At 61.5% G+C, this 24,641-nt stretch carries 29 protein-coding genes and 1 pseudogene; 14 read left to right on the top strand and 16 right to left on the bottom strand.

Annotated elements, in window-relative coordinates; translation table 11 throughout:
• Window positions 1–63 precede the first annotated feature (63 nt).
• The 5 genes from RX328_RS14050 to RX328_RS14030 form a co-directional block, all read right to left on the bottom strand.
• Entirely contained in the window at window positions 64–630 is a 567-nt protein-coding gene (locus RX328_RS14050) for a DinB family protein (protein WP_213253852.1), read from the bottom strand.
• A 123-nt stretch (window positions 631–753) separates the two neighbouring features.
• Entirely contained in the window at window positions 754–1,890 is a 1,137-nt protein-coding gene (locus RX328_RS14045; protein ID WP_213253851.1) for a HEPN domain-containing protein, read from the bottom strand.
• A 262-nt stretch (window positions 1,891–2,152) separates the two neighbouring features.
• The gene (locus RX328_RS14040) at window positions 2,153–4,426 is read right to left on the bottom strand and encodes a xanthine dehydrogenase family protein molybdopterin-binding subunit (protein ID WP_213253850.1); all 2,274 of its coding nucleotides are present in this window, start codon (window positions 4,424–4,426) and stop codon (window positions 2,153–2,155) included.
• 18 nt (window positions 4,427–4,444) lie between these two features.
• Window positions 4,445–4,921 carry a (2Fe-2S)-binding protein gene (locus RX328_RS14035; RefSeq protein WP_213253849.1) on the bottom strand — a complete coding sequence of 159 codons (477 nt, stop codon included), beginning with the start codon at window positions 4,919–4,921 and terminating at the stop codon, window positions 4,445–4,447.
• Between the two features lie 16 nt (window positions 4,922–4,937).
• Entirely contained in the window at window positions 4,938–5,810 is an 873-nt protein-coding gene (locus RX328_RS14030; RefSeq protein ID WP_213253848.1) for an FAD binding domain-containing protein, read from the bottom strand.
• Between the two features lie 232 nt (window positions 5,811–6,042).
• On the opposite strand from RX328_RS14030, the gene RX328_RS14025 reads away from it, so the two are divergent.
• The 3 genes from RX328_RS14025 (at window position 6,043) to RX328_RS14015 (ending at window position 8,952) form a co-directional block, all read left to right on the top strand.
• On the top strand, window positions 6,043–6,783 hold the full coding sequence (locus RX328_RS14025) for an SDR family oxidoreductase (protein WP_213253847.1): 741 nt from the start codon (window positions 6,043–6,045) through the stop codon (window positions 6,781–6,783).
• Window positions 6,784–6,854: 71 nt separating this feature from the next.
• Window positions 6,855–8,219 carry a lytic murein transglycosylase gene (locus RX328_RS14020; protein ID WP_213253846.1) on the top strand — a complete coding sequence of 455 codons (1,365 nt, stop codon included), beginning with the start codon at window positions 6,855–6,857 and terminating at the stop codon, window positions 8,217–8,219.
• A 229-nt stretch (window positions 8,220–8,448) separates the two neighbouring features.
• Window positions 8,449–8,952 carry a DUF1993 family protein gene (locus tag RX328_RS14015; RefSeq protein ID WP_213253845.1) on the top strand — a complete coding sequence of 168 codons (504 nt, stop codon included), beginning with the start codon at window positions 8,449–8,451 and terminating at the stop codon, window positions 8,950–8,952.
• Between the two features lie 3 nt (window positions 8,953–8,955).
• Here the strand turns inward: RX328_RS14015 and RX328_RS14010 are convergent, their stop codons facing one another.
• On the bottom strand, window positions 8,956–9,501 hold the full coding sequence (locus tag RX328_RS14010) for a phosphohydrolase (protein WP_213253844.1): 546 nt from the start codon (window positions 9,499–9,501) through the stop codon (window positions 8,956–8,958).
• A gap of 115 nt (window positions 9,502–9,616) precedes the next feature.
• Complete coding sequence (locus tag RX328_RS14005) at window positions 9,617–10,057, bottom strand: hypothetical protein (protein ID WP_213253843.1); 441 nt, start codon at window positions 10,055–10,057, stop codon at window positions 9,617–9,619.
• Window positions 10,058–10,436: 379 nt separating this feature from the next.
• Between RX328_RS14005 and RX328_RS14000 the strand changes: the two genes are divergently transcribed.
• Window positions 10,437–10,826, top strand: coding sequence for a RidA family protein (locus tag RX328_RS14000; RefSeq protein WP_213253842.1), 390 nt, complete (start codon window positions 10,437–10,439; stop codon window positions 10,824–10,826).
• Window positions 10,827–11,009: 183 nt separating this feature from the next.
• On the opposite strand, the gene RX328_RS13995 is transcribed toward RX328_RS14000, so the two are convergent.
• The gene (locus RX328_RS13995) at window positions 11,010–11,549 is read right to left on the bottom strand and encodes a DUF2380 domain-containing protein (RefSeq protein WP_213253841.1); all 540 of its coding nucleotides are present in this window, start codon (window positions 11,547–11,549) and stop codon (window positions 11,010–11,012) included.
• Window positions 11,550–11,726: 177 nt separating this feature from the next.
• On the opposite strand from RX328_RS13995, the gene RX328_RS13990 reads away from it, so the two are divergent.
• The 4 genes from RX328_RS13990 (at window position 11,727) to RX328_RS13975 (ending at window position 14,596) form a co-directional block, all read left to right on the top strand.
• Window positions 11,727–11,981: a hypothetical protein gene (locus tag RX328_RS13990; RefSeq protein WP_213253840.1), complete on the top strand. Its 255-nt coding sequence runs from the start codon at window positions 11,727–11,729 to the stop codon at window positions 11,979–11,981.
• Window positions 11,982–12,225: 244 nt separating this feature from the next.
• The gene (locus RX328_RS13985; protein WP_213253839.1) at window positions 12,226–12,477 is read left to right on the top strand and encodes a hypothetical protein; all 252 of its coding nucleotides are present in this window, start codon (window positions 12,226–12,228) and stop codon (window positions 12,475–12,477) included.
• Window positions 12,478–12,657: 180 nt separating this feature from the next.
• Window positions 12,658–13,416 carry an SDR family NAD(P)-dependent oxidoreductase gene (locus tag RX328_RS13980; protein WP_213253838.1) on the top strand — a complete coding sequence of 253 codons (759 nt, stop codon included), beginning with the start codon at window positions 12,658–12,660 and terminating at the stop codon, window positions 13,414–13,416.
• Window positions 13,417–13,423: 7 nt separating this feature from the next.
• Window positions 13,424–14,596 (top strand): cytochrome P450, encoded by a 1,173-nt coding sequence (locus tag RX328_RS13975; RefSeq protein ID WP_213253837.1) that lies wholly within the window; start codon window positions 13,424–13,426, stop codon window positions 14,594–14,596.
• Window positions 14,597–14,657: 61 nt separating this feature from the next.
• On the opposite strand, the gene RX328_RS13970 is transcribed toward RX328_RS13975, so the two are convergent.
• From RX328_RS13970 to RX328_RS13960, 3 genes are all read right to left on the bottom strand, one after another.
• Entirely contained in the window at window positions 14,658–14,849 is a 192-nt protein-coding gene (locus tag RX328_RS13970; protein ID WP_213253836.1) for a hypothetical protein, read from the bottom strand.
• Between the two features lie 355 nt (window positions 14,850–15,204).
• Window positions 15,205–15,903 (bottom strand): hypothetical protein, encoded by a 699-nt coding sequence (locus RX328_RS13965; RefSeq protein WP_213253835.1) that lies wholly within the window; start codon window positions 15,901–15,903, stop codon window positions 15,205–15,207.
• Between the two features lie 52 nt (window positions 15,904–15,955).
• A complete protein-coding gene (locus tag RX328_RS13960; protein WP_213253834.1) occupies window positions 15,956–17,215 on the bottom strand; it encodes a TAXI family TRAP transporter solute-binding subunit in 1,260 nt (419 codons plus the stop codon).
• A gap of 30 nt (window positions 17,216–17,245) precedes the next feature.
• Between RX328_RS13960 and RX328_RS13955 the strand changes: the two genes are divergently transcribed.
• Window positions 17,246–17,392 carry a hypothetical protein gene (locus RX328_RS13955; protein ID WP_213253833.1) on the top strand — a complete coding sequence of 49 codons (147 nt, stop codon included), beginning with the start codon at window positions 17,246–17,248 and terminating at the stop codon, window positions 17,390–17,392.
• Window positions 17,393–18,468: 1,076 nt separating this feature from the next.
• Here the strand turns inward: RX328_RS13955 and RX328_RS13950 are convergent.
• Window positions 18,469–18,906, bottom strand: coding sequence for a hypothetical protein (locus RX328_RS13950; protein ID WP_213253832.1), 438 nt, complete (start codon window positions 18,904–18,906; stop codon window positions 18,469–18,471).
• Between the two features lie 130 nt (window positions 18,907–19,036).
• Window positions 19,037–19,501, bottom strand: coding sequence for a cupin domain-containing protein (locus tag RX328_RS13945; RefSeq protein WP_213253831.1), 465 nt, complete (start codon window positions 19,499–19,501; stop codon window positions 19,037–19,039).
• Between the two features lie 367 nt (window positions 19,502–19,868).
• Between RX328_RS13945 and RX328_RS43580 the strand changes: the two are divergent.
• Window positions 19,869–19,975 (top strand): annotated as a pseudogene (locus RX328_RS43580) (IS5/IS1182 family transposase); the annotation flags it as partial.
• An 85-nt stretch (window positions 19,976–20,060) separates the two neighbouring features.
• Here the strand turns inward: RX328_RS43580 and RX328_RS13940 are convergent.
• Entirely contained in the window at window positions 20,061–20,327 is a 267-nt protein-coding gene (locus RX328_RS13940; protein WP_028347019.1) for a DUF2277 domain-containing protein, read from the bottom strand.
• A gap of 131 nt (window positions 20,328–20,458) precedes the next feature.
• Between RX328_RS13940 and RX328_RS13935 the strand changes: the two genes are divergently transcribed.
• Both RX328_RS13935 and RX328_RS13930 read left to right on the top strand, forming a co-directional pair.
• Window positions 20,459–20,698, top strand: a complete 240-nt coding sequence (locus tag RX328_RS13935; protein ID WP_213253830.1) for a DUF2188 domain-containing protein — start codon at window positions 20,459–20,461, stop codon at window positions 20,696–20,698.
• 116 nt (window positions 20,699–20,814) lie between these two features.
• A complete protein-coding gene (locus RX328_RS13930) occupies window positions 20,815–21,879 on the top strand; it encodes an alpha/beta fold hydrolase (RefSeq protein ID WP_213253829.1) in 1,065 nt (354 codons plus the stop codon).
• Window positions 21,880–21,908: 29 nt separating this feature from the next.
• On the opposite strand, the gene RX328_RS13925 is transcribed toward RX328_RS13930, so the two are convergent.
• Window positions 21,909–22,541 (bottom strand): hypothetical protein, encoded by a 633-nt coding sequence (locus RX328_RS13925; protein WP_213253828.1) that lies wholly within the window; start codon window positions 22,539–22,541, stop codon window positions 21,909–21,911.
• Window positions 22,542–22,925: 384 nt separating this feature from the next.
• On the opposite strand from RX328_RS13925, the gene RX328_RS13920 reads away from it, so the two are divergent.
• Complete coding sequence (locus RX328_RS13920; RefSeq protein WP_213253827.1) at window positions 22,926–23,279, top strand: hypothetical protein; 354 nt, start codon at window positions 22,926–22,928, stop codon at window positions 23,277–23,279.
• Between the two features lie 65 nt (window positions 23,280–23,344).
• A complete protein-coding gene (locus RX328_RS13915) occupies window positions 23,345–23,947 on the top strand; it encodes an MSMEG_1061 family FMN-dependent PPOX-type flavoprotein (protein WP_213253826.1) in 603 nt (200 codons plus the stop codon).
• Window positions 23,948–24,099: 152 nt separating this feature from the next.
• Here the strand turns inward: RX328_RS13915 and bfr are convergent, their stop codons facing one another.
• A complete protein-coding gene (gene bfr / locus RX328_RS13910; protein WP_213253825.1) occupies window positions 24,100–24,585 on the bottom strand; it encodes a bacterioferritin in 486 nt (161 codons plus the stop codon).
• Between the last annotated feature and the right edge of the window lie 56 nt (window positions 24,586–24,641).

Here is a 24,641-nt window from a genome sequence, read left to right as displayed (position 1 = left end):
AAGGGCTCGCTCATCGGGGCCACCTCACTTACTTCGCCGCTCCTCGTTGCAAAAACTCAAACCTCACCGTCCGGTCTCGCCCCAGATACGCTGCTCAGTCCAACCCAGCTCCGCGAACTCCGCCGCCCGCAACGGCGCTTCACCCGCCGAGAAAAACTCGTCGAGTTGCGGCGGACTCACCGACGTGCCGCTCAGCATGCAGTGGACCTGGCCGCGATGGTGCACCTGGTGCTGGAACAGATGCAGCAGCAAACGGTCCATCCGCTCGCGCTGGATAGAGGTGCCGCGATGCACGGAGACGATACTTTGCAGTCCGGTTCCGTCGAGCGCTTCGACGATCTTGAGCAAACGCCGATCTACCGCGGCTTGGGCTTCCTTCAGCTCGGCAACGGTTGCGCAGGGCTCTTCGTCCGCCCAGGCGGCGGGTCCGAGCGTGCCGCCTTCCATCGCATCGACGTAGAAGTGGTCGATGATCAGGATGTGGTTGAGCGTGGCGCGCAGGCTCGGAAAGAAGCCGGTTCGCTTCGCGGTGAATTCATCCTGCGTCAGCCCGAGGCAGGCGGTGAGCAGCCGGTGGTTTGCCCAGGCGTTGTTATACGCCATGGTGCGATAGGGAAGCACATCGTTCATTGGCGTTGCCAGCTTGTAGCCCGCATGAGCGCAGCGATATGCGGGGAACGACAATGAAGGACCCGGATATCGCTTCGCTCATCCGGGCTACGCATGCTTTTGGGAAGTCGCCTACGGGGTTGGTCATTTGCCTCCTAGCTCGATAGATTTCCAGTCTGGCTTTTCTCGAAGGCTCAGGAGCCGCTTCACAAGAGCAACATACAAGTCGCAGCTCTCCTGAAGTACTTCGTCGACTGATGTCTTAGCCGACTTTGTTTTCAACGTAGCGCCGTGCGCTGCCTGATTTCGAAGCTCATAAAGCGCACCGATTTTTTCGCGTGTTTGCTGACGGGCTGCCAGAGGGCCACCAATCATTTGTGCAGAACGAACACTGACCTTCCAACCTGGAGGCGCATTGTCGCCCCGTTCGCTCACAGCAATTTCGAACGCGAGAGCAAGATCGAGAACGCGGTCAACCGCTTCCCGGCGCGACTGGCTAAGCCTAAACCGTTCCATCGATCTAAACAGTCTGCCGCGCTGTTCTTCCGGGAGAAGATAGTAACCCGCTACGCTGGCTTGAATATCATCGACGTCCACGGAAATGAGGCGCTTCACATGAGGAGGAATTTCGGGAAGCAACCAAGTGCAGTCGTTTTCCCATTCAGCGTATTCAAGCTCGGAATCGGCATACTCAAACCAACACGCCACAGCTAATGGATGACCTATGCAGGCGGCTTGCGCTAGAATAAAGAATTCATGAGCCTTCCAAATCAGTTCATCCATCTTCAAGAAGGCTGCGTTATCCTCCCGGATGTAGGGAAAGCCACGGACTTGCTCCACGAATGCGGCAGACGGAGCATCAAAATAGTTTTGCGTCATCCACACCGAACCGTCGTAACAACGTCGAATGCGCTCTACAATTTTTCGCCGCATGTAGGAGTCCGGCAAAACTGCAAAGGGCATCAACCATGACGTTTCAGCTAATGCGACGTCTCGATCAATGCTGAGTCCCCACACGGCGGCCTTGAACAAGCCGGTGGTCTCTCGCGTGGTCATCAGGCGGATTAGCCAGTCGACGGCCTCCGACGTATTTCTAGAGGATAGCGCCCTTTTCCCAAAAAGCCGCGTTGCCAACGAGTGAGCATCCAGGACTGGACCGTCACCACCGCTGAAAATAACCAAACCCGCGATTGCTCTATAGGTTGCGCACCGTTCGATGGCTTCCGTCAGAATGTTCAAAGTTTCCTTGCTGGGACCGCCAAGTATTGTCGGGCGCGGCATGGCTTGATCATGGAGGACTATCGCTCTCTCCAGAGCCTCTCCTAGACTATCGCTCTCTCCAGAGCCTCTCCTAGGATGACTCTATCGTCTTCATAGTCCATTGTGATTTCAGCGGTCGGCTTGGAGGGGCATTCCAGCTTCTCTACCACCTTCGGCAGTGACATCGGTAATAAGTAGCGTGGATTAGCGAAGCGCAGATCCGCCGTTATTGCCGCAAGCGGTGGGTTACGCCTTCGGCTAACCCACCCTACGAAGCCGATCCCTACTCCGCCGCCTGCTGCACTGGCTCGTCCAGCTTCTCCAGCACCTTTGGCGGCGACATCGGTAGCGCATAGAACCGCTTGCCGAGCGCGTTGTAGATGGCGTTGGCGACTGCGGCCATCACCGGCACCAACGGCACCTCGCCGACGCCCTTGACGCCTTGCGGGTGTTTCGGGTTCGGGATCTCGACCATGATGCAGTCGATCATCGGCAGGTCGGAGCAAACAGGCATGCGGTAGTCGAGAAAGCCGGGATTATCGACCTTGCCTTCTTTGGTGTAGATGTATTCCTCGTTCAGCGCCCAGCCGATGCCTTGCGCGACGCCGCCCTGGAGCTGGCCTTCGACATAGCCGGGGTGAATGGCGCGGCCAACATCCTGCACGGCGGTGTAGCGGATCACGCGCGCGATGCCGAGATCGACGTCGACCTCGACGTCGCAGATATGCGTGCCGAAACCGCCGTCGGCGCCCTGGGTATTGAGCTGCACGCCGGCCCCAATGGGTCCACCCATCGCGGGCGCCTTCTCGGCGAGTTCTTCCAGCGTCAGCGGTTCGAACTGGCCGGCGTTCGGGCTCACCGGATGCGCCGCGCCGTTCTCCCATTTCACCGCTTCGGGGTCGATCTCCCAGATTTTTGCCGCGCGCTCGCGCAGCGTCTGGATGATCTTCTCGGTCGACTGCGTCACCACCATCGACGAGGCGAACAGCACGCGGCTGCCGCCGGTGAGGTTGGAGAAACCGACCGTCTGGGTGTCGCCGATGATGACGGAGACGCGGCGGTAATCAATACCAAGGAGCTCGGCGCAGATGTTGGCGATGCCCGCGCGCGAGCCCCCAATGTCAGGATGGCCTGTCGTTACGACGACGTTGCCGTCTTCGGTGATATTGACCTGCGCGGAAGACTCACCGCCGGCGTTGAACCAGAAGCCGGACGCCACGCCCCTGCCCCTGAGCTTGCCGTTTCCGTCGCCGAGCGGCGCGGCATAATGCGGCGAGGCTTTGGCTGCTTCCACCGTCTCGATATAGCCGATGCGCGGGAAGACCGGGCCGTGCGCGGCTTTGGTGCCTTCCTTCGCGGCGTTCTTCAGGCGGAAGTCGAGCGGGTCCATCTTCAAGGCTTCGGCGACTTCGTCGAGCACGCATTCGACCGCATAGGCGCCGATCGGCGCGCCCGGCGCGCGGTAGGCCGCGACTTTCGAGCGGTTGGAGCAGACGTCAAAACCTTCCGAGAGCAGGTTCGGGATGTCGTAGGGCGTGAAGCTGCATCCGGCCGCACCGCGGATCGGCGAGCCCGGGAAGGCGCCGGCCTGGAGATAGAAGGTGCCGTGCGCGGCGACGATTTTGCCGTCCTTGGTCGCGCCGATCTTCACCGTGCTCTTCGAGCCTGAGGTGGGGCCGGTCGCGCGCATCACTTCCTCGCGCGTCATCACCATCTTCACCGGGCGGCCGGATTTTTTCGCCAGCAGCGTCGCCAGCGGTTCGAGATAGACGATGGTCTTGCCACCAAAGCCGCCGCCGATCTCCGCAGGGATGGCGCGGATGTCGCTCTGCGGGATGCCGGTGAGATAGGCCGTCATCGCGCGGACCATGAACTGGCCCTGGCTGGAGCTCCAGATCGTTGTCTTGCCGTCTGGCGCCACCGAGATCAGGCAGGCATGCGGCTCGATATAGCCCTGGTGCACCGGGCGCGTGGTGAAGGTGCGCTCGATGACGGTGTCGGCCTGCTTGAAACCTTGCTCGATGTCGCCCTTCTTGTGCTCGAGGCGGCCGACAATGTTGGACGGCTTGCCGTCGAACTTGTTGAACTCGTGCAGGATCGGCGCGTCGGGCTTGATCGCGTCGTCGATCTTGATCGACCACGGCAGCACCTCGTAATCGACCTCGATCAGCGCGCATGCTTCGGCCGCGATCGCTTCCGTGGTCGCGGCGACGGCAGCTATCGGGTGCCCGGGAAACAGCGCCTTGTCGCGCGCCATCACGTTGCGGCACATCCAGCGCATATCCTGGATGCCCAGCATCACCGCGCCCTTCTCGATCGGGAAATCGACGATGTCCTTCGAGGTGACGACGGCCTTCACGCCCGGCAGCTTCTCGGCCTTCGAGGTATCGATCGATCTGATGCGTGCATGCGGATGCGGGCTGCGCAGCACCTTGCCCCAGATCATGCCGGGCATCGTGGTGTCGGCGGCGAACTGGGCGCGGCCGGTGACCTTGTCCATGCCATCGGGGCGAATGGTGCGCTGGCCGATCCACTTGTTGTTGGTGACGAGGTTCATTGGGCTATCTCCCGCAATTCATTGCGCGCGCATTTCGGCAGCGGTTTCCATCACCGCGCGGACGATCTTGTCATAGCCGGTGCACCGGCAGAGGTTGCCGGCGAGCCAGAAGCGGACTTCCTCTTCGGTCGGGTCCGGGTTTTTCTTGAGCAGCGCATCGGAGGCGACCAGCATGCCCGAGGTGCAGATGCCGCACTGAAGCGCGGCCATTTCCAGAAATTTTTGCTGCAGCGGATGAAGCCTGTCGCCCTGCGCCAGGCCCTCGATGGTCCTGATCTCGTGCCCCTCGGATTCGACCGCGAGCATCAGGCAGGAGCAGACCAGCCGATCGTCAATCGTGATCGAGCAGGCGCCGCAATCCCCGGAGGCGCAGCCTTCCTTGGAGCCGGTCAGCGCCAGCGGCCCGCGCAGCGCGTCGAGCATGGTGTCTGATGGCTCGCACAGAAATTCCATCGGCTCGCCGTTGATTGACGTGGTGACGTGAACTTTGGCCATGAATTATTTTCCGATCTCAGTTCTTTTGGGTCGCGCGTTGGGCGGCGATCACGGCGGTGCGCTTGAGCAGCACGCCGGCCACCTTGGTGCGATAGGCGATGGTGCCGCGCTTGTCGTCGATCGGGCGGCAGGCGGCGGAGCATGCAGCGGCGGCCTTCGCCAGCGCGGCGTCGTCGAGCTTTGAGCCGATCAGCGCCTTTGCGGCGTCTTCCACCAGCAGCACGGTCGGCGCCACCGCGCCGAGGCTGACGCGGGCGGCGATGACGGTGCCGTCCTTCATGGTAAGGCTGACGCCGCAACCGACCACGGCGATATCCATTTCAGTGCGCGGGATCATGCGCAAATAAGCATCGCTCGATCCGGGCGGGCGCGGCGGCAGCGTGAAACCGACGAGGATCTCGCCAGGCTTCAGATTGGTGCGGCCGGGGCCGGCGGGGACATCCTCCACCTTCATCTCGCGGCGGCCGTCCGGGCCCTGCACGGTGACGATGGCGCCGGCCGCGACCATCGCGGGCACGCTGTCGCCTGCGGGCGAGCCGTTGCAGAGATTGCCCCCCGCAGACGCCCTGCCCTGCACCTGCTTGGAACCGATCAGGTTGACCGCTTCGAGTACGCCGGGCCAGACTTTGCCAAACGTCTTTTGTTCGGCGAGAGCCATACCCGAAACGGCGGCGCCAATGCGAAAGCCGCCGTCGGCGGTCTGTTCGATTGCCGTCATCTCGGGAATATTCTTGATGTCGACGATCAGGCCGGGCTTGAGCGCGCCCGATCGCATCTGCACCAGAAGATCGGTGCCGCCGGCCAGGATGCGCGCGGCGCTGCCGGCTTTCGCAAATGCGCCGACCGCTTCGTCAAGCGTGCCAGGCGCCAGATATCGGAGTTCCGTCATGGTCTTTCCGCCATCTCCCTCGTTCCGCCCGCCCCAGTGATTGTCGGCTCACCTTCAAAAGTCGGGCAGACGGCAAGCCTACACGGGGAAAAGCGGTTGGAACAGCCTGCGAGATCAGGTTGATACGGCAGGCTCCTATGCACAAGGCGGGATTGTGTGGGCGGCAGGGCTGGTCGGAATCGCCAATTTGTGGTCGAGATCGCTACTTTCGTTTTGATGAGGGAAATGCCGGATGACAGCAAGGCTCGCGGGCAAGGTCGCGATCGTGACAGGAGCCGGACGCGGCATCGGCAGCGCAGTGGCTAGGGCGCTTGGCCGCCAGGGAGCATCGGTGGTCGTGAACTACGCGCATAACCACAGCGCGGCAAAGGAGACGGTCGCTGCGATCGAGGCCGGGGGCAGCCGCGCGCTCGCGGTGCAGGCGGAACTGAACGGCGAGGCCGCCGTGCGCGCGCTATTCGACGCGGCGCTGGCCGCATTCGGCCGCGTGGACATGCTGGTGAACAACGCCGCCATCGCCCGGTTTGCGAAGATCGACACGGTGACCGAAGTCGACCAGACGGTGGCCGTGAACGTCAAGGCGGCGTTCTTTGCCTTTCAGCAGGCCGCGCTGCGGATGGCGGATGGCGGTCGGATCGTGAGCATTTCGGCGGCCATGACCGCGGTAGGTTATGAGAACACGGTGCTCTATGCCGGCACCAAGGGCGCACTGGAGCAATTCGGCCAGGCGGCCGCGAAGGAGCTCGGCAAGCGCAGCATCGTGGTTAACACCGTCAGCCCTGGCGCGACGGAGACCGAACTTTACCTTGGCCTCAGTACCGAAGCCGGGCGTGCCGCGGCAGCGCAGCGTTCGCCGTTCGGGCGGATTGCGAAACCTGAAGACATCGCGGATGTGGTCGCCTTCCTGTGCGGGCCGGAAGCGCGCTGGCTGTCCGGCGAACGGCTCCGGGTCAACGGCGCGGCATTGTTCTGATGGCGTGCGCTGGGCTGATGACGGTACGGCTCGGGGACTCTACGATCCCTCTGATTGCGGCGGTGACATTGATGCCAACTTGCAGATTTCTCCTGGTCGCCGCGGCATCGTTGGCATTCTCATCGGCAAGCATAGCGCAACCGGCGCCCACCCCCGTCCGGCCCGCCGCGGTCCGGCCCGTGGCAGCGCCGAGACCTCCGGTCGCCGGCGTTGCCGCCCAGCCGGTCGCCCTCGCCCCCTCGCCCCGCGCGGCGGCCTGCCACAACGGCATGTCGTTCGATCGTTTCCTTGCCGACCTCAAGCAGCAGGCGGTTGCGGAAGGCGTCTCGCAGCGCACGTTGGCCGAAGCCGCACCTTACCTCGTCTATGACCAGGGCATCGTCAACCGCGACCGCGGCCAGCGCGTATTCGGCCAGGTGTTCACCGAGTTCGCGCGGAACAGGGCCTCCGATGCCGCGGCAAGAAATGCGCAAGCGCGAATCCGGATGCATGCGGCCGCGTTCAACCGCGCCGAGAAGGAATATGGCGTGCCGCCGGCCGTGATCGCCGCGTTCTGGGGGCTGGAGAGCAGTTTTGGCGCCGAGTTGGGCAATCTGCATACGCTGCGCTCGCTGGTGTCGCTGGCCTATGACTGCCGGCGCTCCGAGATGTTCCAGAAGGAAACCATCGCCGCGCTGAAGATCATCGACCGCGGCGATCTCACGGCAAGCGAGATGATCGGCGCATGGGCCGGCGAGCTCGGGCAGACGCAGTTTCTTGCGACGCACTACTTCAATTACGCGGTGGACTATGATGGCGACGGCCATCGCAACCTGTTGCGCAGCGCGTCCGACGTAATCGGCTCGACCGCGAACTATATCGCCAACGGATTGAAATGGCGGCGCGGCGAGCCGTGGCTGCAGGAAGTGCGCGCGCCGCAAAATTTTCCGTGGGAGCAGGCTGACCTCACGACAAAACTCCCGCGCGCGAAATTCGCGCAGCTCGGCGTTACCTATCCCGACGGCCGGCCGCTGCCGAACGACGACTTGCCGGCCTCGCTGCTGTTGCCGATGGGCCGCACCGGGCCGGCGTTCCTGGCGTATGCGAATTTCGCCGCGTATACCGAGTGGAACAACTCGCTGATCTATTCGACCACCGCAGCCTATCTCGCCACCCGTATCGCCGGCGCCCCGCCGATGCGGCAGCCGTCGGCGCCGGTGGCGCAACTGCCGCTTAACGAGCTGAAGGAATTGCAGCTTTTATTGGTGCGCGCCGGCTCCAATGTCGGCAAGGTCGACGGCGTGATGGGGCAATTGAGCCGCACGGCGGTGAAGGCGATGCAGATCAAATACGGCCTGCCTGCGGATTCCTGGCCGACGGCGGAGCTCTTGGCGCGAATGCGCGGCCCCAGCGTCCAGGCGCAGCCCGCCGGCCTGGTAATGCCGGCGGCGCGGTAGCACCCCAGTCATTCCCCGCGAAGGCGGGGAATCCAGTACGCCGCGGCCTATCGGGTTAATCGCAACTGCTCTGGAATACTGGATCGCCCGGTCAAGCCGGGCGACGACGAGCGGAGAATATTTGACCGCGTTCGGTAAGCTGCGAGCGTTGTATTTCCTTCGCAGCTCCCCATCTCGAACAAGCCTCATCCTCCCGAGGCACCATTCCACATCACGAAAAGAGCATCGCATGTCATTCCACGACCTAACCGTGCCGGCCTTCCTGCAAATTCTCGGCAGCCTTTCCGGCCTGCTCACCAAAGCGGAAGCGCATTGCAAGGCAAAGAACATCGAGCCCGAGGTGCTGCTCAATGCGCGGCTCTATCCGGACATGTATCCGCTGATCCGCCAGGTGCAGACCGTCTGCGATTTTGCCGCGAAAACCTGCGCGCGCCTCACCGGCAGCGAAGTGCCGTCCACGCCCGACACCGAAAAGAGTTTTGAGGAATTGCAGCAGCGGATCGCGAAGACGGTCGACTATGTGAAGGCGTTCAAGCCGGCGCAGTTTGAGGGTGGCGAGATGCGCGAAGTGACCTTCCCGATCGGCCCCAGCAACACCATGACGGTGAAGGGCCAGCAATATCTCGTCAATTTTGCGTTCCCGAATTTTTACTTCCACGCCGCCACCGCGCACGGCATTTTGCGCCACAACGGCGTGGAAATCGGCAAGCGGGATTTTCTCGGGGTGAGGTAATCGTCAGCGCAAGGACGCCAGTTCGCGCGCAAGGTTTTCGCGGGCCTGCCGGTCATATCTCGCAGCAAAGGTCGCATCGGGAAAGATCACCGGCCGCGCGGCGAACTGGCCGAGCACCCTGGCGCGGCCGGCGCGATAGTCGGCGTTCGGCACGTGGATGAACTCCTGCCGGATCGCGGCGGCGTAAGCGTCGTAGCGCGCGGGCTCGGCGCCGAGGATGCTGAGATCGATCGAGATCAAAATGGCGCCCAGACGATCGCCGGGCTGGACGTCATGCGTCTTCGTCAGGCGGATCAGGCGGGCTACTTCCGCTCCGATATCCTCGCGGACGTGCTGCTCGGCCGATTGCGCGCTGAGCTCTTCATTGTCCGAGCGGGTCGGATCGTAAACGACATCGTGCCACCAGATCGCCTCGGTGAGGATTTCGCGCTCGGCTGCCGAAAGATTGTCGACGCGCGAGAGCGCAGCAAGGCAGTCCTCGATGTGCGTGAGGTTGTGGTAGTGGCGGCCCGGGGCAGAGTAAGCGGCGATCAATTGTTCGCGGTTCATCGCAAGGCTCCGCGTCCCTGCCGTAGGGTGGGCAAAGGCGCGAAGCGACGTGCCCACCATCCAAGACACTGATCAAAATGGTGGGCACGCTGCGCTTTGCCCACCCATCTCTTTTCTACCGCATGGTGATCGCTAGCCCGCTGAGATCCGCGTTCGCCATCAAGCCGACCTGGTGCCCGGTCAATTCCAGCACCGCGCCCTTCTGGTTGGTGAGCACGATCGCGCGCGCGCCGCGGCCGATCGCAAGGCCCGCGCCGGCTGCGCCGTAAACGCCGGCGACGTCGCTGGGGCGATAGATGTTGCTGACGCGGCCGCGCAGCACCGTCTTCGATCCGCCGAACACCAGGCCGTAGTCGAGCCCGCCGGTCGAAAGCGGGTAGCGCCGCCCGCGGAAATCCAGGACGCCGCTGCCGCCGGAGCCGCCGATCACCCAGCCCGCCTTGTAGATCGTGAGCTGCACGAAACCTTCGTCGGCATGCGCGGCGGAGGACAGCGTGACGCCCGCAAAAGCCGCAAGCGCGAGCACGGCGGCGCGAAGGGCGGATGGCATGTTCATGGATCGTATCTCCGGAGGCTTGCAAAATCAGAAAGTGTCGGGTGGGCTTTGCGGCTCAGATTGAGTCGCAACTATCGGATTGTAACCGATCGGCGGAAGGGGCAAAGCATATTCAGGCCCCTGCGCGACGGACTCCGCGTCGACCCGCGCCGTGCGCCCGACACAATTTCATCACGATTGCACGAACACAAAATCCCGGCCCTGTGAACTGCATTACTGTCACAGCAACCGTAACCCGCTATTTCGTGTCGGGCGAATTTCCCTGACTTGCGGGACCTTCAAACCAATCGGCGGGTCGTGAAGCGCGTGCGCCGCTGCCTTTCCAGCGAGGCAGCGGCGCGTTAGGCTTGAATGCACCGAACCATCCACGAGGTGTCCCATGCCCCCGATCCAGCATTTTGCGCCGCCTGCCGGCGTCAAGGCCCCGCCGCTATCCTTTGCCACGCGCACCGGCGACCTGCTGTTCATCTCGGGCATTCCGGGCTTTGACGACAAGGGCGCGCTGGCGGATGGTTTCGAGGCACAGTTCGGCTTCGTCGTCGCCAATATCAAGCGCGTGCTCGACGAAGCCGGCGCGACGTTTCGCGATCTGGTCAAGGTCAACGTGCTGCTGACGCGCGCATCCGACGTCGCCACGATGAACGTGCTGTATGCGGCGGCGTTCGGGCCGGCGCCCTACCCCGCCCGCACCACCTGCGTGGTGCAGGCGCTGCCCGACCCGAAGATGCTGATCGAGATCGAAGCTGTTGCCTCACTGACGAAGGCGTAGGGCGGATTGGCTCTACTGCGTCACCTGCTTGAACCCCTCATCCTGAGGAGCCTGCAGAGCGGGCGTCTCGAAGGATGTAGGCCACGGACCGGGCCTCATGGTTCGAGACGGCGCGGAGCCTGTCATCGGGCCGCGCTTTGCGCGGACCCGTTGGCGCTCCTCACCATGAGGGGCTTATGACGCTCACGGCTTCGGCATGGATTCCTTCAGCGCATTGCCGACGAAATCGGCGGCATGGCGATAGGCGGCATCGTTATCGCCGCGGAACGTCACGGTTCGCCGCATCAACAGTTTCTCGGCTTCGAGGTCGAGCAACTGGATTTCGCCCCATTGCACCAGCGTGCTCATCTTGCGGATGCCGCCATAGACCACAAGGCGCGCGCCAGCCTTGCGGGCAGCGGCGATGAAGAGGTCCTGCGACATGCTGGTGGCCGTGCAGGGATGATCGGGACATTCGATCGGCACCACGCGATAACCGCCCTGCGCCGCCAGATTATCGCGCAGCAACGCGGCAAACGACGCCACGCGAGCGCGATGCTCCGCGCTCTGGTCCAAAACCTCGCCGGAAGTATCGAAATAATCGAAATCCGCTACGGCGACCGCGATCGGCGCGGCGGCCGGCGATCCGCCCGATGCAAACGACAATGCGGCCAGCGCGCACAGCATCGTCAGCACGCCGCTGCGCCGGCGCGACGCTCGCCATCCGGTTGCCGTTTGCGTCATGCCTGGCCTCCTTCAACTCCAACGGCATCGCGCCGCGGCCGACGGCAGCAAATTGGAACAGGGCCTGAGGATTTCGCTAACCCATTCCGCAGCTCTCATCTTTGAACCTTCTCGCCCTCCTCGCTACTCAATCGGTGATCGGGCGCTGAGCGCCGTATGCCAAACAGGAGATTGAAGATGCGTCGCATTTTTGCCCTTTGCGCCGTTGCCGTTATCGGTTTCACCGCACTTGCCGCGTCGAGCCCGGCGCAGGCCGCGTATCACCTGATCCGCTGGCAGGACACCGGCTTCTGCCAGATCTGGGACCGGAGCATCCCGACCGCGCCGTATCCCGGGAATTATGCTGTGATCGCCGGCAGCGAAGTGCCGACGTTCGGCGACGCGCTGCTCTTCAAGGACGGCATGCTGCGCAACGGCACCTGCTCGTTCTGACTTCGTTCGTAGCCCAGCGATATCCGGGTCCTTCGAACAGACCCGCATGTCGCTGCGCTCATGTGGGCTACGAAAAAGGGGCCGGCGAGAGGATGACTCGCCGGCCTTTTTCGTGAGGCACGTTTGAACCAATCACGGGTCGGTTACACCAAAGGGATGCCCGGTCATCCCGGCCGGAAGCCCGCTCCGTCAATTCCCCTTGCGGAGCGCGGCCACGTATTTCTAAGACAGGAGTATTTTGCCCATGCTTCGAGTTACCGCCCTTGCTGCCACCGCCGGCCTCGCGCTCACGGCGATCGCCACGACCAGCCCCGCCGAAGCCGCCTTTCACCTGATCCGTTGGGAAGGCACCGGCGTCTGCCAGGTCTGGGATCAGAGCATCCCGACCAAGCCGATCCCCTCGAATTACAAGACGGTCAGCAAGCCGGTCCCGACATTTGCCGCCGCGCTTGCGGTAAAGGACGGCATGCTCAAGAACGGCACCTGCAAGCTGTAAGTGCAATAGCAGTTCCGTAGGATGGGTATCGCTGCGCGATACCCATCATTTCGCTCACCGGCACCATTGATGGGTTTCGCGCAGCGATACCCATCCTACGGACTGCAACAACCGCTCCCACTTGTACAAGCGGGCACGCTTGCTATCCTCTGGCAAAACCAAGCAAGAGGAAACGCCCCCATGCCCCTTCTCCAAAATCACATCGCCGTCGTCACCGGTGCAGGCTCCGGCATCGGACGCGCCATCGCACTCGGCTACGCCCGCGAGGGCGCGCGCGTCGTGCTGCTCGACAGGGACGAGAAGGCGGCAGCCGAAGCAGCAAGGGAAATCGGCGACAAGGCCGTCAGCTTTGCGCTCGACGTCAGCAAACGCGAGGATTGCGTCGCAATGGCGAAGCAGATCGCCGACAAGGTCGGCCAGGTCTCGATCCTCGTCAACAATGCCGGCATTGTCCGACGCAACGGCATGCTGGGCGCGGCGGAGGCCGTGATCAGCGACTGGGAGGACATCATCGCGATCAACCTCACCGGCGTCTTCAACGTGACGCATGCTTTTCTCGAACCCTTGCGCGCGAGCAAGGGGCGCATCGTCAACATCGGCTCGATCCAGTCCTTCGTGCATGTGCGCACGCCGAGCTCGCCGGCCTACACCGCCTCCAAGCACGGCGTGCTCGGCTTCACCAAGGCGCTCGCCGCCGAACTCGGCAAGGAAGGCGTCCGCGTCAATGCAATCGGCCCCGGCTTCATCGCAACGCCACTGAACGCCAATGCCCGCGCCAGCAATCCGGAACTGGTGAAGACCTTCATGGATCACACGCCGCTCGGTCGGCCCGGTACCGCGGAGGACATCGTCGGCCCGGCGATCTTCCTGGCGTCCGACCTGTCGGCCTATGTCTCCGGATCGATCGTGATGGTCGACGGCGGATATCGAGCGGTGTGAGGTCATCATGTCCAACGCCCCGCACTTCAACATCGACGTCCCCGCCTTCTGGGCCGATCCCTATCCTGCGCTGGCGAAGATGCGGAAGGAGGCGCCGATCGCGTTCGTGCCGCAGCTCGGCTCGACCGTGTTCACCCGGCGCGACGACATCTTCACCCAGGAGAAGCGCATTGACGTGTTCTCCTCGCATCAGCCGAACGGGCTGATGAATGTGTTGATGGGCCACAACATGATGCGCAAGGACGGCGAAGCGCACATGACGGAGCGGCAGGCGATGTTTCCCGCCGTGTCGCCGCGCACGGTGCGCGATACCTGGATCCGGCAGTTTCAGGCCCATGCCGACCGCATCCTCGATGAACTGGCGCCGCAAGGCAGCGCCGATCTCTGCAAGGCGTTCGCACTGCCGCTATCGGCCGAATGCCTGAAGGACGTCACCGGGCTGACCAACATGCGCTACCAGGACATGGACGCGTGGTCGCAGGCGATGATCGATGGCATCGCCAATTACACCGGCAACAAAGAGGTCGAGGCGCGCTGCCATGCCGCAACCGCCGGCATCGACGCCGCGATCGACGACATGATTCCGGTGGTGAAGAAACACCCCAACACCTCGATCCTGAGCGTGCTGCTGGCTTCAGGCCAGAACATGGAAAGCATCCGCGCCAACGTCAAGCTCGCGATCTCCGGCGGACAGAACGAGCCGCGCGATGCGATATCAGGCGCGACCTGGGCCTTGCTGACGCATCCCGATCAGCTCGCGCTGGTGCGCGAGGGAAAAGCGAAATGGATCGACGTGTTCGAGGAATATGCGCGCTGGATCGCGCCGATCCAGATGTCGCCGCGCCGCGTCGCAAAACCGTGGACGTATCACGGCGTCGACTTCGAACTGGAGGACCGCGTGTTCTTCATGTTCGGCTCGGCCAACCGCGACGAGGCCTGCTTCAGCGATCCCGATCGTTTCGACATCACCCGCGATACGCAAAAAAGCATCGCCTTCGGCGCCGGCCCGCATTATTGCGCCGGCGCGTTCGCCTCCCGCGCCATGGTGGCCGACGTCGCGTTGCCGAGCCTGTTCGCGCGGCTGAAAGGCCTGCGGCTGGACGAGCGCGAGCCGGTGCGGATCGGCGGCTGGGCGTTTCGGGGGTTGCTCAATCTTCCGGTGAAGTGGGATGCGGCGTGATCTCGCCGTGACGGCCTACTGGCGCGGGCATTCCTGATAAGACAACGTGTCGATGATCGCGCTACCCGGAATGGTGCATATGCTGAAACACCCAGCGCATCGCGAGGTACCAGAGATAACCTCCGATGGTCCCGCAAACGGCAAGAAGGATGATGTAGGCGGGATGATACTCGCCGCTCCACCACAGCATTCCGCCGGTCCAGAAGACGGCGAAGAAGATAGCGCCAAGCTTCAACCGTGTTGCCTGATCCATGATACCCCCCCCCCGATGGCTTGCGATGGATGGCATCATGAGCGCTACGACCTCGCGGCACCGTGAGCAGCGTCACGGTGCGCCGAGGCTATGAACGCATAAATCCAGAGTGGTTGGCGGACTTCCGCTTTGATGCGCGTTCCGGACTCACGTCAGACATCGCGTGAGGTCCGAAAAGTGCCATCTCCGGACTTATGCACCGCAGCAAATAGATTATTTGATCACCTCGTCCGCCCGGCCGAGCAGCGTCGCCGGTTTCGCGTGCCTTGGCGGTGCAGCGACCGACGTCGGTCCCCGCGCCAACAAAATGTTCTGCGGGACCACACGATCCTGCCTAATAAGGTCCCACTGCTCGCTATTTCGCGACCCGCTCTTCACCCTTCTTGCTCACGTGCCAAATGTGGATGTGATAATGGGGCTTATCGAGTCCAGGGTGACCGGAATTGAAGTAGAATGTTACGTGGTCGCCCTTTCCGGCGAGGCCTTCAAGATCGAAGTGTTTCCGATTCTCAAGGTCCTCGATGGGGAGCATGTAGATCGTGCTGCTCAGTCTGCCCCGGCGGTCGAAAGCACGGTACGGTCCGTTCGGGAGTTTTTCGGGCTGAACGTAAAGCGCACCGATTCCGGGAAAGAAGGGCGGAAAATTCACGAGCGAGCTCACCTTCTTATATCCTATGCGCTCGCTCTTCCTTCTGTCGCTTATGTGCACCGCCACTCGTTTCGGCCTGCGCGTGCGCATGTAGCGCGCGCGCATGTAGATCGTCCTGCTCAGTCCGTCCCCAAGGTCGAAAGCACGGCACGGTCCGCCCGGGAGCGCCTTGGGCTGGCCGTTAAGCGTGCCGATGTTGGGGACGAAGGGCGGAAAATTCACGAGCGAGCCCAGCTTCTTATATCCCAGGCGATCGCTCTTCTTGTCGCTGATGTCCAGCGCCACTCGTGCAGGTGGACTGCGCGTGAGGGTTTCCGTTTTGCCTGCTGTCTGCGCGTTCGCCGCAAGAGGCATAGCGAGGATGGCCAGAAATCCGATGGCAGATGCATGCGTCATCATTGTCATGACCCCTTTCCATTGCTGCTCGTAGGCCGCCCTGTAACGGATGTGAGATCGATCAACGGCCTCTCCCCTCCCGCCACCAACGTAGGAAATCCTTAAACAAGCGTTCGCGCTCGGTGGCGGAAGGAACGATGCCCGACTGATCCAAGTACCGCTCAAACTCCGCGCGCGACTCGGCATCGGGTGCCGCTAATCGGCGCTGCTTCAGCCAGCGTTCCGCGGGAGCGAAGCGGGTCCACCCGGGTAACACCGCGGCAAGATTGATCTCTTTCCATTTGGGGTGCCGCGCTGGATTCTCAAACTCCGAAATACGCGAAAAGAACGCGTTGACGAACGTCTCCAAGCGTTGGTAGCGCTCGCTTGTCCGAGGCGCGTTGTAAGCAATGAGGACCGAACCAACCGCAAGCGTGGCGATGCGCTCGTCAGTAGCGATCAGGTTCGGGTAATCCTGGTGGGTGAAAGTCGCCGGCAGATAGTCCTCTTCCAAGGATGATGTGTATGGCACCGGAACGAGATGGAAGCCGTCCTCGCGCGCGTATCGTTCAAGCCAACGAGCGGGCTTGCCTGTGATGAACACCGTGGCCGCGATGTCGCCGCTCCGCATGCCTTCAACAGCTGCATTCTGATCAATATTGATTTCTGTCGCTTTCAGGCCCAGTCGACTGAGGATGTCCCGCGCCAGGATGTCCGTACCGCTATTCTCCTCACCAACGTTGACGCGTCTTCCTGCGAGGTCGGCAAAGGTGCGGATCTCTCGGCGAGCAAGGACGTGGAGTTCTTCTTGGAAGAGCGGGGCGATGTAGACCAGGCTCTTGGAAATATCACCCAACTCTTTGCTGGCGCGCAGGCGGTCGAGCAAAATTTTGGGCGCAATGCCCATGTCGGCGCCAGCTAGGGTTAGCACGTCACGAACGTTCTGAATGCCGCCCTTTCCGACCATCGGCAGAATCCGCAATGCCACCTCACCTCTCGGACCAGTCTCCTGTCCGGTCGCGAGGACCATCGAGATCTCTTGCGCGATTGCAAAATCAGTTCCGTTTGGGCGGCCCGTCACGATCCCAACAGTATTTGGGTTAGGGGAGCGCTTGGCCTGTGCCAGTCGAGGCATGGTCTGCATTGGATAGGGCTGTGTCTGTGGTGCAGCTTCAGGCGCATTCGTTAGCGCGATCGACGGCACAGCCTGATGAAACATGCAGGCCAATAGCAAGAAAACAACTGTCGCCAGTCGCACTGGCACAAGCTTGCCATGCGGTCTAAAAGCTATCTTCCGATCCTCGACGATGGCAATGAAGATGCCTCTCAATCCTATGTTCATGGTAGGCTCCGTCTCGTCCGGCCGCGCCGCATGTGGTACTTTAGGCTGGCCAAGCTACTGCCTTCGATCAATCCGGCCCGCAAGGCGCGCCTCGCCGATGTTCGTGGCGCCTATTCCGTTGCCTCGATCCGCGTCCGCGAAAACTGGACGCTGATACCGGGTCATGTTGAACGCTGATTTGCACTCTAACGGTCGGCTCAGCCCACCGATACTACCTCTTTCGAGGTATTTGGTGAGGCCAGTGAACGGACCTTGTGTGATGCGCCTCGTTGCCCACGCTGAAGCTCTCTTAGAGGCCGCCGCCGTCATATTGGCGTGAAAGCGACGATGTGGGGTATGGGAGGAGAGCGGACTCGCTCATCCCCGCCATTCTGAGAATGTCGCAGTTGGGTCAAATTCGGAAGTCCGAGCGTGCAACTCGGCAGTCCGCTTTACCCTCAAGAACATACATCATCAGCCGGGCCTGTCAGGTTTCCGAAAAGTGCCGATACTGTTGCAAAAGTCGAAAGTTGCATCAGTCCAATTTTTGGTGAAACCTTAAAACGCGAGGCGATCGACGATTCGGATAACCTCAATCGCGTTACCGAAGTCGCCTATGAGTTTAGCATGAGGCGATGAGGTCCCTCAGATCTCTACACGAAAATCGCGCCTGCGGCCCTCAGAATTTTTGACACCTTCGGCAAAACGACTTTTGCAACACAATCCCCTCGACAGCAGACATCGGAGGAATGATGCCGCATGTCCGCTTGGGAGCCCTCAAGCCTGAGCACCATTGCCATCACTGCGGGCGCAAATGCCCCACCTTCACCATGATTTGTGCGTACATCCAACCGCGCCTACTGGGCAGGGCCACGCCAATGACAGCTCAGTTCCATGAGACAACAGAAGCGGAATTCGAGGTGCAGGTTCGTAACCTCGTGCGCCTCGTGTCAGCTTGCACCTTGGGGCTTTGGTCCTTTTCTGCGGGCCTGCTGATCGGGAGCTTTGTTCTGTTTTGAACAGTGTTGCAGGGGCCGTCAGCACAACAATTTCGCTGGCGCATTGATGAGTGACAATCCGAACCAGCTTCTCTGGCGCGAGCGCACTGTGAGATGCGAATGGCCGGGGTGCCGGAGGGGTAATGCTCGCTTTGGCGTCGGTTTGGCCGGACCACGGTGACTTCCGGTCTACCCCGGTGAACGGACATTCTCAGGATAGGTGGGCATGTCTCAAGGGTGCCAGGAGCGGGCATTCAGTTCGCTCTCGCGGATGGGCTAGCTCCGCTCGCGGGGGCCCTGCGGCGGCTGAGGATTGTTGGCGGGATTGGTATCGTACTTGGATATTCGCGTGATGAGCCCGCTAGTGGCGAGCGGCTGCAAGTCCACCTCCAGCGCGTCAGCAATCTCCTTGGCATAGACCTCCCGGTCGTCCACGTAGACTGTAAAGGATCTCAAATACTTTTCCTTCTTCGCCGGATTTTCGATCGTCGCCTTCGTCCACTGGTAGAGCGGATAGTTTTCGACGCCGTGCTCTTCTGCTGCGGCGACATACTCCGCAAAGGCGTCGAACTGGCATTTCAGCGCAGCGCGATGCTCGGCGAGGATATCGAACAGCGGCGCCAGTGCCGGAACACGGTGTTTTCGGCGTACCGATTCCGCCGTGGCAGAATCGTTCAGATCGAACCTAACCTGGTACTGCCACTGAGAAGTCACGCTAGTCTCGCATTCTGTGGCACCCGATTTGTCCCTTTCCGATCGCAAGGCGCTACCAGCAGTCGTTTCAGCAAACGACTCGCTGCCTGCGAACCCGAAAAGTGAGCCGGCGGCTTGACCCTGCCGTCAGTTATTGAGAGCGGCCCACTGTTCCTTTCGGGCATGCGGTCTGACTCACTGGGGTGACACCCTGGTATTTTTTCTCGACGATGATGTATTGAATCGTGGTGTCTCCTAGGTTTGCAAACTCATGCCATGGGGTTGGAGGCGCATCGAACAATGCGCCGGCGGGTATATTAATCTTACGTATTCCTTTCTCGTCCTCGATCTGTCCTTGGCCTCCGCTCACCACATAGGTAAGGTAACCCGGGTGTGAGTGGCAGACGTGCATAGCCCCCGGTGGGAACGTGCACCGGGCCACGCGGACATGCGCGTCGTCAAAAAGCTTCTCGCAAGGTTTCTTGCCTTGCCACTCAACAGATAGTGCGTCGGGCACGTCGTCGGCCCTTGCCTCATCGACTCCGCCGAAGATACCGGACGGCCCAAGCGCAGCGACAGATAAAACGATCAGGGCGCGGGTGAATGAAAAGATCATGAATCCCTCCCTTGTTATCCGACGTTCCAGATGACCAAGGATCGGCGTGAACGATAGCGGTCGCTCCCAAGAAGAAAGCGCCTTCTATCGATTGTCCGAATGCTTGGCTGCCTATGTGCGCAGCCGAAAAAGCAAGGGGCAATTTCGCCACCTTGGAGCTTTAGGTTACGTCGTGGCAGCCGCCTCTTCAAGAGATTGTGGGCGCGCTCGGCTACCGGAATTCGGATGCGTTTTCCGTTTAGGGTCATTCGCGTCGATTTGGCATGTCCCTGTCATGTCCGCTTAGGGGGTCAATCCCGGAAGTGCCGGTTGTCCGGTTTCGATCGATCCAGCTGTCATTCAAGCGCTCGAACTGAAGCCTCGAGTCATGCGGTATGAACTCACAGACTCTGGATGCGCTGTGATCAGGTCGTTCCTTCCAAACAACGGCGTGGCATTCCCCGTGTTGACGACCGACGCGTCCTGAAAGGTATCTTTGGGTCTTGCGTTCGATGCTCCCTAGCGCGATCCGGGAATCGATGCCCGCCGCATTTAGTTGCGCGCTTGTGAGTCCACGCCCCTACCCAAACCGCGCCCGCGAACGCTCCCTCGCCTTCTCTGCCTCGACCTCGCGGTCGCGCGGCGGCGCGTTGGTCTGCAGCGAGGCGAGCAGACGCCGCGCACTGTCGGAGACTTCGGAAACCGCGCGGTTGAACGCCTCGGCATTGGCCTGCGACGGCGAATTGAATCCGGAAAGCTTGCGCACGAATTGCAGCGCGGAGGCATGGATCTCCGCGTGCGTGGCCGGGGGATCGAAATTGAACAGGGTCTTGATGTTACGGCACATGGTTCTCTCTTCTGCAGAGGTCTTCGATCAAGGACGAACGGCCGGTGCAAAATCCGACAGCCTGGCTTATTCTGTCATGAATCCAGCGGCGCGTTTACCCCCTGTCGGCACCTGCAAGCAGCGAGTTCCCGATGCCCCATCTGACCTACAAGATCGTCGAACATGACGGCGGCTGGGCCTACACCGTCAACGGCGTGTTTTCCGAGCCGTTTCCGAACCGCGCCGCGGCACTGGCAGCCGCCCGCCGCGCGGCCGCCGAGCAGCGGGTGCCCGGCCGCACCGAGGTCATCGAATACGAAACTGCTGACGGACGATGGCAATCGGAAACTGCCGCCGGCAACGACCGGCCGGAAACCGAGGTGGAGGGTTAGTGCATCGTTCGGCGATTTGGTGACGGGGGAACAGCCGGTGTGCTAGGTTCCCTGCCAAGCGGCTCGCAAAAGATAGCCGCAGGTTCTGGAAAACTGTAAGTCTTGGGGAGACCATGATGAATTTTTTGCACGCGGCCTTTGCGGCCGCCGCACTGGCGCTCACCTCCTTCACTGCCTTCGCCGCAGATTACCCCGCACCGAAACAGGGCAACTGGATCGCCAAGAATTTCAAATTCCACACCGGCGAGACGATGCCGGAGCTGCGGCTGCACTACACCACGATCGGCGAGCCGACCGGTCAGCCGGTGCTGGTGCTGCATGGCTCGGGCGGCTCGGCCGCCAGCATGCTGACGGCGGGCTTCGGCGGCGAGTTGTTCGGTCCCGGCCAGCCGCTGGATGCCGCGAAATACTACATCATCATTCCCGATAGTCTCGGCCACGGCAAATCGTCAAAGCCCTCCGACGGCATGAAGGCCATTTTTCCGAAGTACAATTACGAGGACATGGTCGATGCGCAGTATCGCCTGGTCACGGAAGGTCTCGGCGTAAAGCACCTGCGGCTCGTCATCGGCAATTCGATGGGCGGCATGCACACCTGGATCTGGGGCGGCAAATATCCTGACTTCATGGACGCGCTGGTGCCGATGGCCTCGCAGCCGACCGAGATGGCGGCGCGCAACTGGATGCTGCGGCGGATGATGCTGGAGACCATCAGGAACGATCCCGAGTACAATGGCGGCAACTACACAGCCCAGCCGCGCATGATGAAATACGCCATCAATGCCTATGGCATTGCGACCGCCGGCGGCACATTGGCATATCAGGCGCTGGCGCCGACGGCGGCGAAAGCTGACAAGATGGTCGACGACCGGCTGGCTACCGCAATCACCGCCGACGCCAACGACTTCATCTACCAGTGGGAGGCCTCGCACGATTACAATCCCGCACCCGCGCTGGAGAAGATCGAAGCCACGCTGCTCTTGATCAATGCGGCCGACGACGAGCGCAATCCGCCGGAAACCGGCGTCACCGAGGCGGCGATGAAGCGCGTCAGGAACGGACGCCTGTTCCTGATCCCGGCCTCCAGCGAGACGCGCGGCCATCTCACGACGGGAAATGCGAAGTTCTACAAGAAGGAGCTGCAGGAGTTGCTGCAAACCGCGCCGCAGCGGGCGATGTAAACTCGATATCCGTGAAAGCAGAGGCACGATTATCTTCGAAACTCGGGGCAACTACCCCATGGAACGTTGCGCGCGAGATTTTTGTCGGGACTACCTTTCAGCCCGGCGAACAGAACGTTCACTTCCTGCAAATCGTATCGATCGGTGGCAAGGTCATGAGAAAAGATCACGTCAATGGTCGTGTACCACCATATCAGGCAAAGAACACACACAGGCGCGAAACGCACTTGCGGCAGGTAGTATGTGAAACGGACGCGCGAACCGGCGCGTTCTTGAGTTTGGACGTATTCTGCGCCCATGCTGCGCATGACGGCATGGCCCGAAGCAAGTTGGCGGTTCATGGACGCGTCGGGTCCAGCAAGCTCTCTGATATGCGAGAGAAGCTGATCATTGAGATTGCTGTTGAAAGATGCTGTCGGGCCTCGAAAGTCCCTGTCTGACGGCCAAAACACCCCATTCGACAAACCGGGCCATACTGTCCAGCGCTGCTCGCCGGCTCGCGACAATATGTTCTGGTATTCAGCACCGCTGATCGAACCGATGCTGCATTTCTCCAGTCCGAAACGTTCGGTGAAGCTGAAAGCCCAAAGCAATATTGGGAGCGCAAACAGCAATCCCACGGGTGAAAGCAGGCCTATCGCAATCTTCGGGTTCGTGCCCAACGCGTTTCCAATCGTGAAGATGACCGTTGACTGGCTCCTTCCACCAAGCACGGGCGGTTAGACCGCATGTCAGGCAGCTTGCTGCGCCCGGCAGCTCACCACGAATCCATACGCAAGATCGATAGCACGTTCGTACTTTTCCTACTTCAGGGCAGCAACCAGTTCAGTGCGATCGTTGAGCCGGCCGTGGCTCGCATCAAACTGTGTACAGGACGGGACCAGCCGGAAAGTCCCGATTTCGCAATGCATCAAATCTGCTTCGCTCACATCGCTCATTATTTGAGCGTGCATCCGCAACCGGGCTCCGCTTGAATTGTCTTCGGATTACGAATCGTGGGCGGCATGCGCCGCCGCGAGGACGAGACAAACGCAGCGGAGGATCGGATGCGAAGGCTTGCGCCATTCGGCTTGCTCGTCTGCCTTTCGGTGCTGGCCGACGCAGCGCTTGCCGTCGACAGGGGCCAGTACGACCACGTGCCGCCTGATATTCGCGCCTGGTTCAAGAGCGTAATCGCGCCGAACGGCGTGCCCTGTTGCGATATTTCCGACGGGCATCGCACGAGCTACGACGTCCGCGGCGGGGCCTATTGGGTTCCGATCGAGGGCCAATGGATGCAGGTGCCCGAGCGCGCGATCATTCGCGACCAGGGCAACCCGATCGGCGAAGCCGTGGTGTGGTACGTGCATCACCGCGGCAGCATCATCATCAGCTGCTTCGTGCCGGCGGACGCGGTTTAGATTCTTCAAGATGACGGTGGCACCGGCGGATGATAATCTGACGGAAAATTGCAAAGGAGCCGCCCTTGTCCGATCTTGCCGCTTCCGACCTCGCCTCGATCTATCCCGCTCCCACACCCCGCGTGATCGCGAAGGCGCGGCCGGAGATCGATGTCCATGCGAAAAAATTCATCGGCATGTCGCCGTTCTGCGTGCTCGCCACCTCGGGCTCGGACGGCAGCGTCGATGCGTCGCCGCGCGGCGGCAATCCCGGTTTCGTCCATGTCGCGGGACCGAACCTGCTGTTGATGCCGGATCGCTCGGGCAACAACCGCATCGACAGCTTTCGCAATATCGTCGAGGGATCGGGCTTCCTGCAGTTGATCTTCTTCGTGCCCGGAATCGACGAGACGCTGCGCGTTGGCGGCAAGGGCAGTGTCTCGGTGGATCCAGAGCTGATGGCGTCGATGGTCGAGTTCGGCAAGCCGCCGCGCGCGGTGCTGCGCATCGACGTCAGGGAAGCCTATTTCCACTGCGGCAAGGCGCTGATGCGCTCCAAACTGTGGGCGGCCACGCAGGTCGAGCGTTCCGTGATGCCGAGCATCGGCGAAGTGATCCACGACCAGACCGGGCTCGGCGAGCGTGAAAGCCAGGCGGAGATTTACGAGCGATATAAGACGCAGTTGTAGGGACGATATCTGACCGAAATCCGGTCGTCATACCCCGCGAAGGCGGGGTATCCAGTACGCCGCGGCCTTTGTGGTCAATCACTGACGTCTCTGAATACTGGATCACCCGCCTTCGCGGGTGATGACAGTTGTGAGCGTTCAGCGAACGTAGCTCAGTCCCCGTTCTCCAGCCCGCCGACGTGCTTCTGGGTGTAGAGCTCGAGGCCGATGCGCTGGATAAGGTCAAGCTGGGTTTCGAGGAAATCGATGTGATGTTCCTCATCCTTCATGACGCTCTCGAACAGGTCGCGTGAGACGTAATCCTTGACGCCATGGCAATAGGTCGCGGCTTCCTGATAGAGCGCGCGCGCGGTCATCTCGGTTGCAAGGTCGCATTCGATGATTTCCCTGACGTTCTGCCCGATGCGCAGGGGATCGAGCACCTGCATGTTGGGAAAACCGTCGAGGAACAGGATCCGGTCGGTGAACTTGTCGGCGTGCTCCATCTCCTCGATGGATTCCTTGCGCCAGACCTTGGCAAATTCCAACAGGCCCCAATTGTTCAGCAGCCGGTAGTGCAGCCAATACTGGTTGATCGCGGTAAGCTCGCTACGCAGGCCCTTGTTGAGATAGTCGATGACCTTGGGATCACCCTGCATGGTCCACTCCAATTTCCTCAGGCCGACGCGGCCTGATACTACATTTAGAACGCTTC

Origin of the sequence: Bradyrhizobium sp. sBnM-33 (assembly GCF_032917945.1) — a bacterium.
GTDB lineage: Bacteria > Pseudomonadota > Alphaproteobacteria > Rhizobiales > Xanthobacteraceae > Bradyrhizobium.
The sequence above is the reverse complement of the archived record's forward strand: the minus strand, read 5'-3'. Positions and strand labels throughout refer to the sequence as shown.

Excerpts from the sequence above, each read along its gene's own strand:
- RX328_RS14000 (WP_213253842.1), top strand. The coding sequence starts at position 10,437 with ATGCCCCCGATCCAGCATTTTGCGCCGCCTGCCGGCGTCAAGGCCCCG.
- RX328_RS14040 (WP_213253850.1), bottom strand. The coding sequence starts at position 4,426 with ATGAACCTCGTCACCAACAACAAGTGGATCGGCCAGCGCACCATTCGC.
- RX328_RS14030 (WP_213253848.1), bottom strand. The coding sequence starts at position 5,810 with ATGACGGAACTCCGATATCTGGCGCCTGGCACGCTTGACGAAGCGGTC.
- RX328_RS13960 (WP_213253834.1), bottom strand. The coding sequence starts at position 17,215 with ATGAACATAGGATTGAGAGGCATCTTCATTGCCATCGTCGAGGATCGG.
- RX328_RS13965 (WP_213253835.1), bottom strand. The coding sequence starts at position 15,903 with ATGACAATGATGACGCATGCATCTGCCATCGGATTTCTGGCCATCCTC.
- RX328_RS14045 (WP_213253851.1), bottom strand. The coding sequence starts at position 1,890 with ATGCCGCGCCCGACAATACTTGGCGGTCCCAGCAAGGAAACTTTGAAC.
- RX328_RS13955 (WP_213253833.1), top strand. The coding sequence starts at position 17,246 with ATGTGGTACTTTAGGCTGGCCAAGCTACTGCCTTCGATCAATCCGGCC.
- RX328_RS14025 (WP_213253847.1), top strand. The coding sequence starts at position 6,043 with ATGACAGCAAGGCTCGCGGGCAAGGTCGCGATCGTGACAGGAGCCGGA.
- RX328_RS13970 (WP_213253836.1), bottom strand. The coding sequence starts at position 14,849 with ATGGATCAGGCAACACGGTTGAAGCTTGGCGCTATCTTCTTCGCCGTC.
- RX328_RS14010 (WP_213253844.1), bottom strand. The coding sequence starts at position 9,501 with ATGAACCGCGAACAATTGATCGCCGCTTACTCTGCCCCGGGCCGCCAC.
- RX328_RS13930 (WP_213253829.1), top strand. The coding sequence starts at position 20,815 with ATGAATTTTTTGCACGCGGCCTTTGCGGCCGCCGCACTGGCGCTCACC.
- RX328_RS13995 (WP_213253841.1), bottom strand. The coding sequence starts at position 11,549 with ATGACGCAAACGGCAACCGGATGGCGAGCGTCGCGCCGGCGCAGCGGC.
- RX328_RS13975 (WP_213253837.1), top strand. The coding sequence starts at position 13,424 with ATGTCCAACGCCCCGCACTTCAACATCGACGTCCCCGCCTTCTGGGCC.
- RX328_RS13945 (WP_213253831.1), bottom strand. The coding sequence starts at position 19,501 with ATGATCTTTTCATTCACCCGCGCCCTGATCGTTTTATCTGTCGCTGCG.
- bfr (WP_213253825.1), bottom strand. The coding sequence starts at position 24,585 with ATGCAGGGTGATCCCAAGGTCATCGACTATCTCAACAAGGGCCTGCGT.
- RX328_RS14050 (WP_213253852.1), bottom strand. The coding sequence starts at position 630 with ATGAACGATGTGCTTCCCTATCGCACCATGGCGTATAACAACGCCTGG.
- RX328_RS13940 (WP_028347019.1), bottom strand. The coding sequence starts at position 20,327 with ATGTGCCGTAACATCAAGACCCTGTTCAATTTCGATCCCCCGGCCACG.
- RX328_RS13920 (WP_213253827.1), top strand. The coding sequence starts at position 22,926 with ATGCGAAGGCTTGCGCCATTCGGCTTGCTCGTCTGCCTTTCGGTGCTG.
- RX328_RS13985 (WP_213253839.1), top strand. The coding sequence starts at position 12,226 with ATGCTTCGAGTTACCGCCCTTGCTGCCACCGCCGGCCTCGCGCTCACG.
- RX328_RS14035 (WP_213253849.1), bottom strand. The coding sequence starts at position 4,921 with ATGGCCAAAGTTCACGTCACCACGTCAATCAACGGCGAGCCGATGGAA.
- RX328_RS14015 (WP_213253845.1), top strand. The coding sequence starts at position 8,449 with ATGTCATTCCACGACCTAACCGTGCCGGCCTTCCTGCAAATTCTCGGC.
- RX328_RS14020 (WP_213253846.1), top strand. The coding sequence starts at position 6,855 with ATGCCAACTTGCAGATTTCTCCTGGTCGCCGCGGCATCGTTGGCATTC.
- RX328_RS14005 (WP_213253843.1), bottom strand. The coding sequence starts at position 10,057 with ATGAACATGCCATCCGCCCTTCGCGCCGCCGTGCTCGCGCTTGCGGCT.
- RX328_RS13980 (WP_213253838.1), top strand. The coding sequence starts at position 12,658 with ATGCCCCTTCTCCAAAATCACATCGCCGTCGTCACCGGTGCAGGCTCC.
- RX328_RS13935 (WP_213253830.1), top strand. The coding sequence starts at position 20,459 with ATGCCCCATCTGACCTACAAGATCGTCGAACATGACGGCGGCTGGGCC.
- RX328_RS13990 (WP_213253840.1), top strand. The coding sequence starts at position 11,727 with ATGCGTCGCATTTTTGCCCTTTGCGCCGTTGCCGTTATCGGTTTCACC.